We start from the raw sequence: 15,154 nt of genomic DNA, 5'->3' as shown, positions 1-15,154 counted from the left end.
CTCAACGTCGTTGTTCGGGATGTGGATATTGGTGCCATGCGGGACGAACCTGTCAGGAGGCCGGTTCGGAGGCCGGGGCGAGCACAATATCGAAACGAGTGCTGGCCCAGCTTCCTGCGTTTGAACGCCCGTCGGGTGCGGCCTCAGAAGGGGCATGCTGCTCGAAGTCGTAGATGAGGGAATCCTTGACCCCGAATACGGAGTCGCGGCTGAGCAACTCATCGCCGCGCACGAAGATGTGGGTCACCAGGGTGCGGGCACCGGGCGCGGTGACCATGAAGTGGAGGTGGGACGCCCGCATGGGAGACCGGCCGACGGCTTCGAGCAGTTTGCCCACCGGTCCGTCGTACGGAATCGGGTATGGCGTGGGCGTGAGGCCCCAGAACGCATAGTTGCCGTCGGCATCGGAGTGGAGGTAGGCACGTCCGGCGACACGGTCATCGGTGTACTGCACGTCGTAGAAGCCGTCTTCGTCGGCCTCCCATACTTCGATGCGCGCGCCGGGGATGGGGTTGCCCTCGGTGTCCTTGACGCTCCCCTCGATCCAACACGGCTGCCCGGGGGCGCCACCAGAGATATCGCCCCCGATGTCGATGCGAGGGGCATCCGCCACAAAGAAGGGACCGAAGACGGTGGCCTCCGTGGCGTTGGCGTAGGCCTCGTTGTTGACGGCGACTGTCTGCATCGAAATGCCCAAGATGTCAGAGAGCAGGATGAACTCCTGCCGGCGATCGTTGGTGATGTGGCCGCAGTCGGTGAGAAACGCTATGGCCTTCTCCCACTCGGACTCGGTGAGGCGCACCTCCCGCACGAACGCGTGCAGGTGCCGCGTGAGGGCCTGCATCAGTTGCTTCAGGCGGGCATCCTCCGCCCCGTCAAAGGAGGCAACGACCGTGGCGACAAGGTCGGCCTCGCGGGCGCTCTGCTCAGCAGAAATTTGTGGGCTCGTCAATGAACTCATGTCGTCGTCCTTGCTGTCAGTCGAAAACGGGGTCAGCGCCGGCCCACGCCAGATGCAGAAGCTGCTGGATTTCTGCCTCGGTGGTCGGGCGGGGGTTGGATGCGGGGATGAGCGGCATGATGATGCGCGCCGCTTCTGGGATGTTCTCTTCGGTGAAGCCGTAGTCCTTCAGTGCCCGCGGCGCGTCGAGGTCGGCACGCAGGCTGTCGAGCCCGGCGAGCGCGGTCGGGGCACCAAAAGCCTGCGCGATGCGCTGCTCCGCTTCGGGAGCGTAGGGCGCGTTGAAAGCGAGCACGTAGCGAAGAACTGTCGCGTGGGTCTGCGCGTGCGGCAGATTGTAGGTGCCACCCAGCACATGGCAGATCTTGTGGTGTAGCCCCGAGCCAGCCGAAGCGAACGCCACGGCGGACAGGTAGGCACCGTAGAGCGTCTGCTCGCGACCCTCCTGATCGCTGGCAGAGCCGACAATGCTTCGGAGACCGGCCGCGAGTGCACGAACACCCTCCCCCCCGAGCGCCTGATTGATGGGGTCTGCCCGGGGTGCCCACATCGAGTCGATGCAGTGCGCCAACGCATTCAGCCCAGACGCGACAGTCAGCTCCGCAGGTAGTGAATAAGTGAGTGCTGCGTCATAGACGACGGTGACGGGGAGAACACGGTTGTCGACACCCGTGGTCTTACGTTCGGCCTCCGTGAGACCCCACACATTGGTCGCCTCCGACCCGGCATAGGTCGTCGGCACCGCCACGATGGGAATCCCCGTCGTCATGGCGATGGCTTTGGCGAGCCCCGTCGTCGAGCCTCCGCCGACGCTCACGATGAGGTCGATGTCGTTCTCGGTGGCCGCCGCCCGGGCCAGCTCGGCCTTCTCGATAGGGACATGCTGCACCACATCGTCGTAGGCCAGGGCAACATCAATACCGGCGGTGACGGATGCCGCAATCTCGGCCTCATACGAAGCCGCGACCACCATCACCCGGGCGGCTCCCAGCCGGGCCACCTCGGCGGCCACGTTCTCGGCCGCCTTGCCCGTGCCGAAGAGCACCCGCTGGGCCAGCGTCTCGTGCTCGAAGACGAGAGCCATGATCAGGAGGCCCGACTCAACACGGAGGCGAGCGCACCCAACAGCGCCTCGGCCGGGTCATCGACCATCGACTGCGAACGCCAGGCGATGATCTTGTCGGGGCGCACCAGGATAACGCCGTCCTCGTCGATCTCGCGAGCGCGAGCCCAATCGAAGTACAGGTCGCTCGTATCGAGGCCCGGGCCGATGATGACGGCCTTCAGCGTGACGCCCAATTTTGCTGCAACATCGACCGCGGCATCCGCCCACGCCTGTCCCGTGAGTCCCGTGAAGATGGTGAACTGGGTGCTGGGGGCGAGATCAAGAGTCGAGTACTTCTTCTGTGAGCTACCCACCCACACGTGCGGCAGTGGTGAGCCCGGCACCGTCGACGGCTGGTAATACAGCTCGGGGTCGCGCGTCGGCTCCGGGCGGGTCGACCCGTCGGAGACCACGGCGGAGGACTCGTAGAACTGACCCATCTCCACGCCGTGAGCGTTGAACTCGTAGTTCTTGATCTTCATGGCCGCCTCGATTGCGGCGCGCTTGGCGGCACCGGCCGGGGTGTTGTCCTTGCGCTCCTCGATGCGGGCGATCATCTCGGCCTCGTCCTTGGCGGTCGTGATGCCGAGCGCCTCGAACAGCTGACCGAATTCACGACCTGACTGGTTGGCACGAGTGACGATCTGCCGCGCCACGGGGGCACGCTCAACCGAATAGGTTTCTAGCAACTCCGCACCCGCCTGCCCGCGGATGACCGCGGCGAGCTTCCAGGCGAGATTGTAGGAGTCCTGCACTGACGTGTTGGAGCCGAGACCGTTGCTCGGAGGATGACGGTGGATCGCGTCGCCCGCACAGAAGACTCGCCCCTTCTGGAGGTGGGTGGCAAAGTATTCGTTGTTGCCCCACAGAGAGGTCCCGGTGATCTCGACCTCGAGCTCGGGCATGCCCAACAGATTGCGCACAATCTGGGTGGCGGCGGCCGTGTCCACGACGGGGGCGGGCTGGTTGATGTCGTATCCCCACACGATGAGCCACTCGTTCCACGGACGCACCATGCGCACAAGCCCGGCACCAATGCCCCCGACGTTCGAACCCGGCTGCACAACCCAGTAGAGCACTGACGGGCGGTGACCGACCTGCTCCTCGATGTCGGCCTTGAACGTGATGTTCATCGATCCGGCAATGTCCATCTGGCCCTCGAACGGAAGGCCGATCTCGTCGGCGACCAGTGAGCGTGCGCCATCGGCGCCAATCAGATACTTCGACCGCACGGTGTATTCCACGCCCGTGACACGGTCGAGCACCTGTGTGGTCACCCCATCAGCATCCTGGGTGTGCGAAATATATTCACTGGAGAAGCGCGTCTGGGTGCCCCGCATCGTCGCATTCTTGACGAGGATCGGCTCAAGATAGTTCTGCGGAATGTCGCAGTTCAGCGTCGGCGAGGCCAACTGATAGTCGGCGTGACGCGCAGGATGCGTGCCCCACGTCAGAATGCGCCCGATTTCCTCCCCCGCGATGGACGTGCAGAACACGGTGTCGCCGATGAGCTCGTGGGGCGTAGCATCCGCCAACACCTGCTCTTCAATGCCCATGTCGCGAAAGAACTCCATGGCACGCTGATTGGTGATGTGCGCGCGCGGGGTGTTCGCCGTCCACCGGTACTTCGTGATCATCATGTTGCTGATGCCGAGAGTCGACAGGGCGAGGGCAGAGGATGCCCCTGCCGGCCCTGAACCCACGATAAGAACATCCGTCTCAACCACACTGCTGGTGGGAGTCGCGGTGTCAGAGATACCGTCCTGGAATGTCGCCATTGAGCTTTTCTTTCGTCGCTGCGCACCACGGCCTCGTGGCGGTGGCTACAGCATGGGCCAGCGCGTCAGCCATCCACCAGAGCGTGGCGGAAACCCTCAAACGGTAGGCAGGAACCGTCAAGCGGCTAACTGCGACGTGACGGGCCCTCGGCGCGGACGGCGGCCGGGGTGGCGTCGAAACGCTCACGGAAGACCCGGCTGAAATGGGCATGCGAGAGAAAACCACAGTGCGCAGCGACGTCTCCGATGGAGGGAGACCCCGGCGTCGTGAGGATGCAGTGGGCAAGGTCGAGCCGCCTGTCGAGGATGACCTTCGCCACGCTGGCACCGGTCTCGTTGAAGGCGCGGTAGAGCTGCCGCTCGCTGACGCCGACGCCCTCGGCGACCCGAACAACAGACATCTGCGGATCACGGAGATTACGCGAGATGTAGCTCTCCGCCGCATGGCGATCCGCGGCATAGCGCTGGGTGGGATCCGCCGAGAACATGGCGTGCAGCAGGTGGATCGCCTCCGCCTCCGTTGCGACCGCATCCGTCGGCTTCGGTGCGGTCAAGGCGGACTTCAGCAACTGCGCCAGCGACCTCGCGTGAGCGTTTGCATCCCGCTGCCCCGCGAAACGCATGGTTGTGGGAGTCGCACCGACGGGTTCGTCAGAAACCTCATCGAAGAGCGCCTTGGGCACGCGAATCACGAACTCCTTGAGGCCCGTCGCAAAGCCCCGCATGAATGGCTCGTTGACGTCACAGACCAACAGGTCTCCGGGGCGGAGGATGTGCACTCCGTCACGGTGGTAGAAGAATGACTCCCCGAAAAGCGTGAAATAGAGGGCGACACCGTCTGATGCCTGAGTCGCAATGTGTCGACTTGAGCGTTCGACGACGTGGGCGTTGGCGACAACGTGAGCAAACTGGAGCTGACTCAAGTGAACGTTCGTCTCAACGGCCTCCAACGGCATCTCGTTGAGAGTGCGGCACTCCAGGCCGATGAGCGCCCTGGCGTTGTGCTGCTCCCAGAGCTCCACGCGTTCATCGCCGGCAAACTCGGCAGTCGAGAAGCGTTCGAGATTCACCGGCGTTCCAGCAAAGTGGGGCGCAGCGACAATGGGGCGAGGTACATCAAGGATGTCTGACATCTGTCGACCCTTCCTCGCGTCGCTGCGATACCTGCCGTGGTAGTTCGCGTCAGAATATCACTTTGCGGTCGGTCCGGCCCGGCGTCCCATTTAGACATAGGCAGCCCCGGCTGCGTTTTGTCGCGACGGCAGCGGAATGTTCTGTAGCCGTCGCGACAAAGTACAGCCGTGAGGTTAGTTGCCTTGCGTGAAGGGCAGGACCAGGCGCGACGGATGCGCGGCGTCGCGGTAGATCTTGTGCGTCACGGGGCGACCCACCGGCAGGTGGAACGCATCGGGTGGGAGCAGGGAGTTGTGTTCGTCGACGAGCGGCTCGTTGTTCGAGAGTTCCGCCACGATGCGGTGCCCCGGCAGGATTGTTGCCGCGAACGGGTAGAGGCGCAACACGTACTCCTCGATCGTGCCCGGCTCGACCGGCACGGCACGCGTGTGCGGGTGGATGGGGCTACCCTCGGTCGACAACTCCTCGTCGAGCTCGCGGTGCGAGGCCTTGAGGTAGCCGGTCGTGAGCAGCTGACGCTTGCCGTTCGGTACCGCATCCCACAGCCGCATAATGAGATTCGTGTCGGGCTGGTCGATCTCCACGAACAGGTGGGCGGCACCCGTGCCGATCAACTCGACAGGCTCCTCGAAGGGGGTCGTGCTCCAGTCGATGATCTCGACCCTGTCGGTGACCGTGAGGGGTGCCTGGTAGAAACCGTCCGGTGACGCGTGCTCGGCCCCCATCAGCTCGGGCTCGAACGACAGCTTGCGACGCGGACGCAGGAAGAGAGACCGGTAATCGATCTTCTTCGGAGGCCACGCATCCGCCGTGACCGTCTCGCGGGTGCCCTCGACGAAGACCGACACGGCCGGCTCGTCCATGATGCCGTTGTCGATGCCCTTGATCCAGTAGTCGTACCAGGCGAACATCTTGTCGTGCTCTTCGATGAAGGGGCGCGACTGCATGGGCGGGTACGGGCCGACGCTGAGCTTCTTGGGGCCCTTCAGCCGGTTGTAGGCCTCGATCGTGCCGTCGAGGGTCCAGCCGCGACCCTGGTCGAGCTGCAACCAGACCGGGATGTCGATGTTCGAGGCGAGGTTGACCGGGTTGCGCTCCTCGTACCATTCGCCGTCGAGCTCGTTCATGGCGATGTCGAACCAGGCCTCGTGGTTCCTCGGGTAGTGCAGCACGTGGAACAGGTTCGGCCACGCCATGACGTCGGGGTCTTCGAGGCGCTTGGCGACCTTCTCGCGGATCTCCTCTGCGGAGAACTCCTCGAGCATCCGCGACTTCACGCCGTCGGTGAACGCCCAGCCGGAGTCGCCCCCGCGGCCCTCGCGCGCGGCCCGCGGCATGAGCCACATGATGCCGCCGTGATAGGTGGTCTCGTAGAAGTCGTAGTGGCCGCCCGAGACGAAGATCGCCTTCAGGGCGGGCGGGCGCTCGGCTGCGGCGATGAGCTGCATCGAGCCGAAATAGGAGATGCCGATCATGCCGACGTTGCCATCGCACCACGGCTGCGCCGCAACCCACTCGATGAAGTCGTAGGCGTCCTGCCCGAGCGAGACCCCGCCGGCGTTGTAGTTGCCGATGTGCTCACCCTCGGATGCTCCCGAGCCACGCAGGTCGCCGATGACGTGCACGTAGTCCTCCTGCACGACACGGGCGATATCGCCGGCCTCGATGCATCCGTCCCACATGGGGCTGGGGCGGCGCTGCGGCGGCATCGTCAGCGCAAGCGCCTGCAGTTCCTTGCCGTAGGGGCTGAGAGCGATGAGTGCCGGCCGCGGCTTGTCGACCGTGCCCTGATAGGCATCCGCCGCGAGGGTGACCCCGTCACGCATCGGGACGCGAAGGTCCTTGCGCACGGCGATCGTCTGCTCGCCTGCCTGAACGGTGTGAAAGTCAGCCATGGTCGGCTCCTTACTGCTTGAACTGCGTGCGGTAGCCGTGCATCGATGTGAAGAATGGCGACGGCTCAAGGGTGGGGTCGCCGGTGTAGCCGACCGCCTCGGCGACGGGCTCAAAAGGCGAATACGGCGACGAGGTTTCGCGAAGGCCGTGCGCGAGGCAGCCGCGGGCGGCATGGCCGACCCGCCCCTCGATATCGAGGCTCTCCTGAATGGCAGTCTGTGCCTGCTCCGCGTCGAGTTCAACCCCGTACGGCACTCCGCCGGCGGTGCGATACGGATGCCCCAGGTACAGATGCGAGGGCCGGATGTCGTCACGCAGATACTCCAGGCTGGCCCGGTAACCGGCAGGGTCGACAAACCCAGGGAACCCGTTCGCCGCCCCGTGCACCTGCACGGAGTCGCCGACGAACACATCGTTCTGCCCGTCGACGACGTAGGCGACCGCACCGGGAGTGTGCCCCGGGATGGCATGCACCGACACGGTCGTGCCGCCGCCGAGCGACAGCGTTTCGCCGCCGCGCACAAGCATCGTCGGCTCCAGCTCGCCGGAGATGACCGCCTTGGTGGCCGCCGCCTGCTTCGCCTCCCCCTCGAGGTCGTGCAGGTAGAGCCCTCGCCCACCCAGGTACTCGTCGACATGTGCGCGCCTCGAACGCAGCATCGGGGCATCCGCTTCATGGATGACGACCTGGGCGCGGCGGCCCGTCAACTCCCACAGGGCGTGCGCCCCGCCGACATGGTCGATGTGGCCGTGGGTGAGCAGAATCCAGCGCACGTCTTCGATGCGGCGACCGAGCGCCTCGAGCGCCGGGGCCATACCCTCGGCCGGGGATGACGCGATGCCCGTGTCGACGATCGCCGGCTCGTCGGCGTCGATGAAGAAGCTGTAGAGGCCGAAGCGCCCCCACGGCGAAACGAGCGGGTGGATGGCGACGGTCATGGCTTCGCCAGGAACTCTGCGGTCTGCTCGAACGCCCGGTAATACTCGGGAATCCACGAGAAGTTCTGCACGAAACCATGGTTGGCGCCGGCGTAGCGCGTGAGCGTCACGTCGACTCCGGCCTCGCGGAGACGCTCGGCGTAGAGCTCGCCCTCATCGCGCAGCGGGTCGAACTCCGCCGTGATGATCAGTGCCTGCGGGAGGCCCGTGAGATCGGCACGCTTGATGGGCGAGACGCGCGGGTCGGCGGGGTCGGCCCCGCTCTCGATGTAGAACGCGTTGAACGGCGTCAGGCCCGCCGTCTCGAGGCCATAACCGACCGCGTTCTCGGTGAGGGAGGGGTAGCGCTCGGTGTCGAAATCGAGATCGAGCGACGGGTAGAAGAGCACCTGATGGGTGATCCGCTCGAAGCCGTCGTCGTGCGCGATGCCCGCGACTGTCGCGACGAAGGTGCCGCCCGAGCTGTCGCCCGCGATCGCAAGGATCCCGCCCACGGCGACCAGATTCTCGGCAGCCCAGCGCACCACGGAATAGCAGTCGTCGAGCCCGGCCGGGAAGGCGGCCTCGGGTGCGCGCCGGTAGCCCACGGCCACGACCGTCAGCCCGGTCTCCTTGGCGAGAGCTCGTGCGACATGGTCGTGTGTCTCGAGGCTGCCGAGGAAGAAGGCGCCGCCGTGAAAGTACACGAGCACCCCAGCGGATGCCTCGCTCGCCGAGTAGATGCGCACGGGCACGTCGCCCGCCATCGCATCCTCAACCGAATGGAGTGACAGACGCTCGCCGAGAGGTGCCACCATCGACTCCTCCCCCGCCCGCAGCATGGCCGGGTCGATCGGGCCGGGCGGTGGGGCAGGGATTGTGGCGACGATCTTCGCGATCTCAGGATGCAGTGGCATGGTTCAACCCCGCGCCGGCGCCGCGAACTGCGACTCAGGCCTCTGCCCCGGGAACACCTCATCGAGCTCGCCCTCGCTCCAGCCCTGACGGGAGATGCGCTGCAGCTCGTCGGTGACGGGCTTGCGGGTCGCCTGGAAGCTCTCGAGCGCTTCAGCGACCGTGGCCGACTCGGCCAGAGCATCCGCCAGCGCGCCCGCGTCCTCGATCGCCGAGTTCGCACCCTGGCCCTGGTGGTGCAGCATCGAGTGCGCCGAGTCGCCGATGAGCACGACGGATGCCGTGTGCCAGTTGTCGATCGGATCGATGTCGTACACGGCACGGGCGTTGACGATACTCAGGTCGAGCTCGCGCGTGATGGCGACGAGGCGCTCGTCGAAGCCCTCGACGGTCGCGAGGAGCTGCTCCGTCGTGATCTCGGGGGCCCACGTGCTGTCGGGGTTGAGCGCCGTGATGTCGAACGACACCTGGTTGCGGTGGCGCAGCGGCAGCAGGTAGATCTTCGTGCCACGCCCGATGTACATGCGCAGGTTGTCGTCGACGACCAGCCCGTGGGCGTCGTCGGCCGAGATGACGGCGCGGTAGGCGTGCTCGCCCGAGAAGACGGGCCCCGCCTGGCTGAACAGCTGATCGCGCACGATCGAGCTGATGCCGTCGGCGCCGACGACCAGATCGGCCTCTGCGGTCTCGCCGTTCGCGAAGGTGAGGACCGAGCTCGCACCCTTGTCTTCGATCTTCACGAGCTTGTGGCCGAAGCGCACCATGCCCTCGGGAAGAACGCCGATGAGGGCGTCGATGAAGTCGCGGCGGTGCACCAGGTGGGTCTTCGTCTCGACGCCAGACTCGGGCCAGTTCTCCTTCATGATCGGCTCGCCGGTGGCGGTGAGGATCTCGAAGTAGTCACTCGCCGAGGTGCAGGCGGCGATCGCGTCGCGCATCCCCCACTGGGCGAAGCGGGCCATGGTGGCGGGGCGCAGGCCGATGCCGGCACCCACCTCACCGCTCTGGGAGGCCTGCTCATACACGGTGACGTCGGCCCCGAGCAGGCTCAGCGCCTTCGCTGCCGCCGCCCCCGCGTACCCTGCGCCGACGATGGCGATCTTGAGGTTCGTGATGTCCATGCTTGTTCTCTCTCAGTTCTGGATGGCCAGGAAGCTGGCCGGGTTCTCGACGAAGATCTTGGTGATGGTGGCCTCGTCCACACCCGCAGCGCGCAGGTCGGGGATGAGCTGCTCGAAGATGTAGTTGACGGTGTGGCCCTTCACTCCGGGCCAGCCCAGGGGGCTGCAGTTCGCATCCGCCGATGCCAAGACCTTGTCGAGGTAGCCGGCGCCGATGAAGCGCAGGAAGTGATCGAGGCGATCCTTGCGGGGGCGCGCCCAGAACGGCGGATCGGGCAGCTCCGTCTCGTAGCCGAAGGTGTCGAAGCCGATGCGTCCGCCTTGGTCGGCGATCCAGGTGTCGCGCGTCTTGTCGAAGTTCACCCCGTCATCCACATGCCCGAACAGCACGCGGTCGAGGTCGAGACCCTCTTCTTCGAAGATCGCGATCGCGTTCTCGGCATCGATGGCGAGGTGGGTCAGGATGCCCACACCCGTCTGGAGTGACGCACGGGCCGCCGCGCGGTAGATGCGCTTGTCGAGCTCGGTCATCCGACCACCGCGGCTCACACCGACCTTGATGATGCCCGCCCTGCCCCCGGAGGTTCCGATGCCCACGGTGATCTCGTGCACGAACTGTGCCTCGAGATACTCCACGCTGGCCTGCTCAAAGAACGGCAGCGCCGTGTCCCCGCCGACGAAACCGGTGCTGGCGACGATGTGCACCCCGGTCTTCGCCGAGAGCGAGCGGTAGTAGTCGATGTCGCGGCCGTTGCAGATGCCCGTCGCGTCCACAAAGGTGCCGCCGCCGAACTCGTGGAAGGCCCGCAGCTTGGGAACGGTCTCCTCGTACGCCTGCTCCGGCGTCTTCCACCACTTCGTGTCCAGCTCGGAGCCGGGCATGCCGTAGCCGATGTGCTCGTGGATGGCGACCAGACCGAGCTCCTCGGTCGATACGGCGCCGAGCACCGTGTTCACTGTGCCCATTGCTCTACCTCACCGTGAGAAGTTCGCGCGGGTTGTCCGTGAGGATCCGCTGGATGGTTGCGTCGTCGACGCCCGCCGCGCTCAGCGCCGGCACGAAACTATTCAGGATGTGACCGAACGCCACATCGCGACCCGGATGCCCCTTGGCCACGCCGGTCGTGCTGCTCGAGAGCAGGATGCGCCCGGCATGACCCGCCGCAACCAGCTCCACCACCAGCGAGACCCGCTCAGCATCGCTGAGATACCCGCCACCCTCGGTGCCGACACTGTCGATGCCGACATAGGCACTACGGCCAGCGATCTCGAGGGCGAGACCCACAGCATCCGTGCGGTCAAGGCCGCCGATCAGGATGCGATCGGCCGGCAACTTCTCGTCGAGAACGATGTCGAGATCGCTGAGGGCATCGGCACCGTAACGGATCGAGACGGGGACCCCGGTCTCGAGTGCAGCCCGCGCGGCACCCCGCACCAGGCTCTCGTCTGTGGCGGTGCGACCTTCGCGGGTGGTCGCGGTCGTGACCAGGCCAGCAGCGGCCCGCCGCTCGACACGGGGGACGACCATCCCCTCAGAGACCTCTTTGCCGAACAGCTCGGCGAACTTCTCCGCCGGCCACGGTGTCGGCGGGTTCGTCTGCGGCGTCAGGTAGTAACCGCCGAGCATCCCCTCGGGGCCCTGACCGGTGGATGCGACGATGTGCACGCCGGTGGTACGCGAGAGGGCCTCGTAGAGGGTGACGTCGCGCCCGTGGAACATGCCCGTGCTGTCGACGATCGTGCCGCCGCCGTGTTCGCGGAATTCGCGGAGCTTGTCGGCGAGGATGTCGAAAACCTCGGCACGGTCGATCGTCACGTCGAAGGCGAACTGGGCGCCGGGCATAACCGAGAGCAGCGACTCGTGAATCGAGACGACACCGAGCTTCTCGGCAGACACGGGGCCGAGGACGGTGTTGACAGTGTCGTTCACGGTGATCCTCTCCGTTGAGTTTCTTCTGGACCGCTCTGCGAACGGTGCAGTCATTCTGCCAGTCACTTTACACGTCGTCAAGCGAATTTGTTTTCACTCTTGCTTAATCTCAGAGCACTCGCTTTACTGTCTGTAAGCTGAAATTTCAGCCGAACATCCGGACTCTCAATGAGGAGAACCAGCCATGGCACACGGACCAGCAACTTCAGACATCGACCTCTTTGCCGACGACGTTCTGATCGATCCCTTCCCCACCTACACGGCGCTGCGCGATCTCGGCGCAGTCGTGCACCTTCCCGCGAACGACGTCTACGCACTCACCCGCTACGACACCATCCGCGACGCGCTCTCAGACCCCGAGACCTTCTCCTCCGTCAAGGCGATCGGGTTCAACCCGGGCGTCAACGATGCGCTCCAGGGCACATCACTGGCCTCCGACCCGCCCGTGCACACGCAGCTGCGCGCCACCCTCTCCGCGAACCTCACCCCTCGCGCACTGCGCGGCCTCGGCGCGCAGATCACCGAGAAGGCGGATGCGCTGGTCGCCGAACTCGCACAGACCGGCAGCTTCGATGTGATCGACAGCCTCGCCCGGGAGTTCCCGCTCGAGATCGTCGCCAACCTCATCGGCTTCACCGGCGAGGTGAAGGCCAACATGCTGCGCTGGGGCCAAGCCGGAATGCAGGTGATCGGCCCGATGAACCAGCGCACCCAGGAGGCCTTCCCCATCGCCGGCGAACTCTACGCGTGGTGCAGCACCGTCACGGCGGAAGACCTCGCCGAAGGCTCCATCGGGCGAGGGATCTTCGACGCGGAAGCACGCGGCGAGGTCCCCGAGGGAACCGCCGGTCACATCATCCACCAGTACCTCGGCGCCGGCGTCGACACGACGATCGCCGCGATCGGCAACGTCGTCGCGCTCTTCGGCCGCCACCCCGAGCAGTTCGAGCTCGTGCGACAGGACCCGTCGCTCGTCTCCGCCGCATTCGCCGAAGTGCTGCGCTTCTGGCCGCCGGTGCACGCGTGGGGGCGCAAGACCACACGCGAGGTCGAGATCGATGGTGCCCTGGTGCCCGCGGGCGCCCAGATCGCCATCCTCTTCGGCGCGGGCAACCACGACGAGCGCCACTACGAGAACCCGGATGAGTTCCTGGTGGCCCGCAACCCCGTCGACCACCTGACCTTCGGATACGGCCCCCACGGCTGCGCCGGCCAGGGCCTCGCCCGCATGGAGGGCCACGCGGTCGTCGCAGCCCTCGCGAAGCACGTGCAGTCGTTCCGCCTCGGCGAGGAGCTGCGCGTGCCGAGCAACATCACCCGAAGCATCGAGAAGCTCGACGTCCTCGACGTCGTTCCGGCATGACCCAGCAACACCGGGAGAGACAACCATGAGAATCGAACTCGACCGCCCCCGCTGCGAGGGCCACGGGCTGTGCGAAGAAGCAGCGCCAGACCTCATGCACCTGGACGATGACGGCGAACTCGTCATCGACATCGCCGAGGTGGACGGCGCGGCACTCGATCGAGCGCGCGCCGCGGTGCGCGTCTGCCCGGTCGCCGCGCTGCGCCTGGCCGAGCGCGCCTGAATGGTGTCGACACTGAAGAGGATCGTCGTGGTGGGCAACGGCATCGCCGGGCTCACCGCGGCGGACTCCCTGCGCGCAGGCGGCTTCGACGGCGAGCTGACCATGGTCGGCGCCGAGACGCGGCCTGCATACAGCCGCCCTGCACTGTCGAAGGCGCTTCTGCGCAGCGACACCGACCTCACCTCGCACGAACTCCCACCGCCCGACCACGGGGCAACAGAGTTGCTCGGCCGCACCGCGGTCGGGCTCGACGCAGACCGCCGCGTACTGACACTCGACGATGGAACGGAACTCGAATACGACGGGCTGGTGATCGCCAGCGGTTCGCGGGCCAGACGACTCGGAACCGGGTCTGACGAACTGGTGCTCCGCACCCTCGACGACGCACTCGCCCTCCGCGAGAAGCTGTCGTCACGACCAGACGTGGTCATCGTCGGCGGCGGCCCCCTCGGCATGGAGGCCGCCTCCGGCGCCCTCGAGGCCGGATGCCGCGTGACCGTCGTCACCAACGAGCCGCCCCTGGAGCGACAGCTCGGCCCCTACCTGAGCAGCCACATCACCGCCGCCGCCACGGCACGCGGCCTCACCCTCATCATCACCCCGGGTGCCCGAGTGGTCGACCAGGATGGCAGGTCACGGGTGGAACTCGCTGACGGAACCATCATCGACGGCGAGATTCTCCTCAGCGCCGTCGGCGACATCCCCAACACCGAATGGCTCGAAGGGAGCGGGCTGGCCGACGGCGGCCCCCTCGCCGTCGACAGCCGCGGCAGGCTCCGCCCCGAGATCGTCGCGGCCGGAGACGTCGCCGCGTTCCCTCTAGCCGGCGCCAATGTGCGCAGCCCCATCTGGCACAGCGCCATCGAGCAGGCGAGAGTCGCCGCAGGCGCCCTGCTGCACGGCGATGCGGCCCCCGAGCTGCAGGCTCAGCCCTACTTCTGGACCGAACTCTTCGACCTCAACATTCGCGTCGCCGGCCGGACACCCCTCGTGGGAGAACCCGAACTGGTGGACGGTGCCCTCGACGGGCCCGCGCTGCTGCGATGGCGGCACGACGACGGCACCGCGGCTGCCGTATCCGTCAACTACCGCATCCCCATCCCCCGTCTGCGCAAGCTCTGCGACTGAACCGACGACACGTCCCCCTTCACCGGCCATCAGCACGGCCCCGATCACACCCCTCGCTAAGGTTGACGAATGGCCAATCTCCGTACCGCGCAGAAGGAGCAGACGCGCCAACGACTGTTGGACACCGCGCTCGAACTGTTCGAGTCGCAGGGCTACGCGGCCACCACGATCGACGACATCGCCACCGCCGCAGGCACAACGCGGGTGACGTTCTATGCGCACTTCCCGTCGCGTCGCGCAGTCATGTCGGCGCTCATCGGCGACCTCGACCACATCCTGGAACGCGCCTCGTCGCCGGCCCGAGCATCCACCGCCGCCGCCCTCGTCGACGTCGTGCACTCGGGCGACCCCGCGCGAATCGGCGAATGGGTGCGCACGCAGGTCAGCCGCTGGCCCGCCATCCGCCCCTACATCACCTCGGCATTCGTTGCCGCCGCCGTCGAGCCCGAGATCCGCGAGCTCGTCGACGCGTGGGCCGAAGAGGTCGCGAGCGATATCAAGGACGGCCTCGACCTCGCCGACCGCTTCGCCCCCGCCAGCCGACACTTTCGCGGCGTGCTCGCCTTCGAGATGCTCGACCGGGCGAACATGAACTGGATCATCAACCAGTGGGACCACGAACACGACCCGGCGATCGACGTGCTCGTCGAAGCGTGGGTGAAGCTGCTCACCGAGTACTGAG

Annotated in this window: 14 protein-coding genes; 4 read left to right on the top strand and 10 right to left on the bottom strand. The window is 66.2% G+C overall.

The annotated features are described in order from the left end of the window. Positions 1-52 precede the first annotated feature (52 nt). The 10 genes from FB562_RS11640 to FB562_RS11595 form a co-directional block, all read right to left on the bottom strand. Positions 53-961, bottom strand: a complete 909-nt coding sequence (locus FB562_RS11640; RefSeq protein ID WP_141881481.1) for an intradiol ring-cleavage dioxygenase — start codon at positions 959-961, stop codon at positions 53-55. A gap of 16 nt (positions 962-977) precedes the next feature. Beyond that, positions 978-2,045 carry a maleylacetate reductase gene (locus tag FB562_RS11635; RefSeq protein ID WP_141881480.1) on the bottom strand — a complete coding sequence of 356 codons (1,068 nt, stop codon included), beginning with the start codon at positions 2,043-2,045 and terminating at the stop codon, positions 978-980. A 2-nt stretch (positions 2,046-2,047) separates the two neighbouring features. Continuing rightward, the gene (locus FB562_RS11630; protein ID WP_141881479.1) at positions 2,048-3,844 is read right to left on the bottom strand and encodes an FAD-dependent oxidoreductase; all 1,797 of its coding nucleotides are present in this window, start codon (positions 3,842-3,844) and stop codon (positions 2,048-2,050) included. Between the two features lie 125 nt (positions 3,845-3,969). Next, positions 3,970-4,977, bottom strand: coding sequence for a helix-turn-helix domain-containing protein (locus tag FB562_RS11625; RefSeq protein WP_141881478.1), 1,008 nt, complete (start codon positions 4,975-4,977; stop codon positions 3,970-3,972). A 174-nt stretch (positions 4,978-5,151) separates the two neighbouring features. Beyond that, complete coding sequence (locus FB562_RS11620; RefSeq protein ID WP_141881477.1) at positions 5,152-6,873, bottom strand: CocE/NonD family hydrolase; 1,722 nt, start codon at positions 6,871-6,873, stop codon at positions 5,152-5,154. 10 nt (positions 6,874-6,883) lie between these two features. Further along, positions 6,884-7,813, bottom strand: coding sequence for an MBL fold metallo-hydrolase (locus FB562_RS11615; protein WP_141881476.1), 930 nt, complete (start codon positions 7,811-7,813; stop codon positions 6,884-6,886). After that, on the bottom strand, positions 7,810-8,709 hold the full coding sequence (locus tag FB562_RS11610; RefSeq protein ID WP_141881475.1) for an alpha/beta hydrolase: 900 nt from the start codon (positions 8,707-8,709) through the stop codon (positions 7,810-7,812). The genes FB562_RS11615 and FB562_RS11610 overlap by 4 nt, the downstream gene beginning before the upstream one ends. Positions 8,710-8,712: 3 nt before the next feature. Then, entirely contained in the window at positions 8,713-9,828 is a 1,116-nt protein-coding gene (locus FB562_RS11605) for an FAD-dependent monooxygenase (protein WP_141881474.1), read from the bottom strand. A gap of 12 nt (positions 9,829-9,840) precedes the next feature. Beyond that, entirely contained in the window at positions 9,841-10,794 is a 954-nt protein-coding gene (locus tag FB562_RS11600; protein WP_141881473.1) for a phosphotriesterase family protein, read from the bottom strand. A gap of 4 nt (positions 10,795-10,798) precedes the next feature. Then, positions 10,799-11,758 (bottom strand): phosphotriesterase family protein, encoded by a 960-nt coding sequence (locus tag FB562_RS11595; protein WP_246081476.1) that lies wholly within the window; start codon positions 11,756-11,758, stop codon positions 10,799-10,801. 184 nt (positions 11,759-11,942) lie between these two features. Between FB562_RS11595 and FB562_RS11590 the strand changes: the two genes are divergently transcribed. The 4 genes from FB562_RS11590 (at position 11,943) to FB562_RS11575 (ending at position 15,153) form a co-directional block, all read left to right on the top strand. Then, positions 11,943-13,121 carry a cytochrome P450 gene (locus FB562_RS11590; RefSeq protein WP_141881471.1) on the top strand — a complete coding sequence of 393 codons (1,179 nt, stop codon included), beginning with the start codon at positions 11,943-11,945 and terminating at the stop codon, positions 13,119-13,121. Between the two features lie 25 nt (positions 13,122-13,146). After that, positions 13,147-13,344: a ferredoxin gene (locus FB562_RS11585; RefSeq protein WP_141881470.1), complete on the top strand. Its 198-nt coding sequence runs from the start codon at positions 13,147-13,149 to the stop codon at positions 13,342-13,344. 30 nt (positions 13,345-13,374) lie between these two features. After that, positions 13,375-14,472, top strand: a complete 1,098-nt coding sequence (locus FB562_RS11580; RefSeq protein WP_246081475.1) for an NAD(P)/FAD-dependent oxidoreductase — start codon at positions 13,375-13,377, stop codon at positions 14,470-14,472. Between the two features lie 69 nt (positions 14,473-14,541). Then, positions 14,542-15,153 (top strand): TetR/AcrR family transcriptional regulator, encoded by a 612-nt coding sequence (locus tag FB562_RS11575; protein WP_141881468.1) that lies wholly within the window; start codon positions 14,542-14,544, stop codon positions 15,151-15,153. The last annotated feature ends 1 nt before the right edge of the window (position 15,154 follow it).

The sequence above is a fragment of the Homoserinimonas aerilata genome, from assembly GCF_006716125.1.
GTDB classification, from domain to species: Bacteria; Actinomycetota; Actinomycetes; order Actinomycetales; family Microbacteriaceae; genus Homoserinimonas; species Homoserinimonas aerilata.
Note: the sequence above shows the minus strand (reverse complement) of the source record. Positions and strands in the feature narration are given on the sequence as shown.

Coding starts and splice junctions, on each gene's coding strand:
- FB562_RS11615 (WP_141881476.1), bottom strand. CDS start 7,813: ATGACCGTCGCCATCCACCCGCTCGTTTCGCCGTGGGGGCGCTTCGGC.
- FB562_RS11625 (WP_141881478.1), bottom strand. CDS start 4,977: ATGTCAGACATCCTTGATGTACCTCGCCCCATTGTCGCTGCGCCCCAC.
- FB562_RS11585 (WP_141881470.1), top strand. CDS start 13,147: ATGAGAATCGAACTCGACCGCCCCCGCTGCGAGGGCCACGGGCTGTGC.
- FB562_RS11630 (WP_141881479.1), bottom strand. CDS start 3,844: ATGGCGACATTCCAGGACGGTATCTCTGACACCGCGACTCCCACCAGC.
- FB562_RS11605 (WP_141881474.1), bottom strand. CDS start 9,828: ATGGACATCACGAACCTCAAGATCGCCATCGTCGGCGCAGGGTACGCG.
- FB562_RS11610 (WP_141881475.1), bottom strand. CDS start 8,709: ATGCCACTGCATCCTGAGATCGCGAAGATCGTCGCCACAATCCCTGCC.
- FB562_RS11640 (WP_141881481.1), bottom strand. CDS start 961: ATGAGTTCATTGACGAGCCCACAAATTTCTGCTGAGCAGAGCGCCCGC.
- FB562_RS11635 (WP_141881480.1), bottom strand. CDS start 2,045: ATGGCTCTCGTCTTCGAGCACGAGACGCTGGCCCAGCGGGTGCTCTTC.
- FB562_RS11600 (WP_141881473.1), bottom strand. CDS start 10,794: ATGGGCACAGTGAACACGGTGCTCGGCGCCGTATCGACCGAGGAGCTC.
- FB562_RS11620 (WP_141881477.1), bottom strand. CDS start 6,873: ATGGCTGACTTTCACACCGTTCAGGCAGGCGAGCAGACGATCGCCGTG.
- FB562_RS11575 (WP_141881468.1), top strand. CDS start 14,542: ATGGCCAATCTCCGTACCGCGCAGAAGGAGCAGACGCGCCAACGACTG.
- FB562_RS11590 (WP_141881471.1), top strand. CDS start 11,943: ATGGCACACGGACCAGCAACTTCAGACATCGACCTCTTTGCCGACGAC.